1 protein-coding gene is annotated in these 553 nt (G+C 39.6%); it reads right to left on the bottom strand.

What is annotated here, in order from left to right; translation table 11 throughout:
* Positions 1 to 553, bottom strand: a 553-nt coding sequence (locus SH09_RS13895) for a preprotein translocase subunit SecA (protein WP_042740211.1), incomplete at both ends; no start/stop codon positions are given.

Below are 553 nucleotides of genomic sequence, written 5' to 3' on the forward strand. Positions count from 1 at the left end.
AAATTTCAACGCCTTCTTTCGCTTCAATCGCCTGATGCAAACCTGATTGTAGTTTCGTTCCAGGCATCATACGTCCTGTGACACGATCAATCAACACAACTTCCCCATCATAAATAAAGTAATCGAAGTTTGCTTCAAATAGATAATGTGCACGCAAGGATAAGTTAATATTGCGTACTAAATCGAAGTGAGGCACATCATACATATTATCGACACCAAAATACGCATTCGCTGCCGCAATACCTGCTGGCGTTAACCATATCGCTTTCTCTTTTTCCTTTATTTCAAAATGTGTTTCAGGTTCTAACGTCTCAACAAAATTTTTCGTAATGTCAAAAAGGTTCGACTGAAGACGTGGCGCCCCAGAAATGACGAGTGGCGTTTGTGCAGCATCTAACACGATAGAGTCTATCTCATCAATAAGACCATAGTATAGCTTCGGTAAAAACTTGCCTTCTTGACCGTCAGCAAGATGATCAATTAAATAATCAAAACCAAGACGCCCATTCGTTGTATAAATAATATCGTGCGCATAAATCGCCTTTTTTTCACC

The organism is Staphylococcus gallinarum, assembly GCF_000875895.1.
Lineage (GTDB): Bacteria > Bacillota > Bacilli > Staphylococcales > Staphylococcaceae > Staphylococcus > Staphylococcus gallinarum.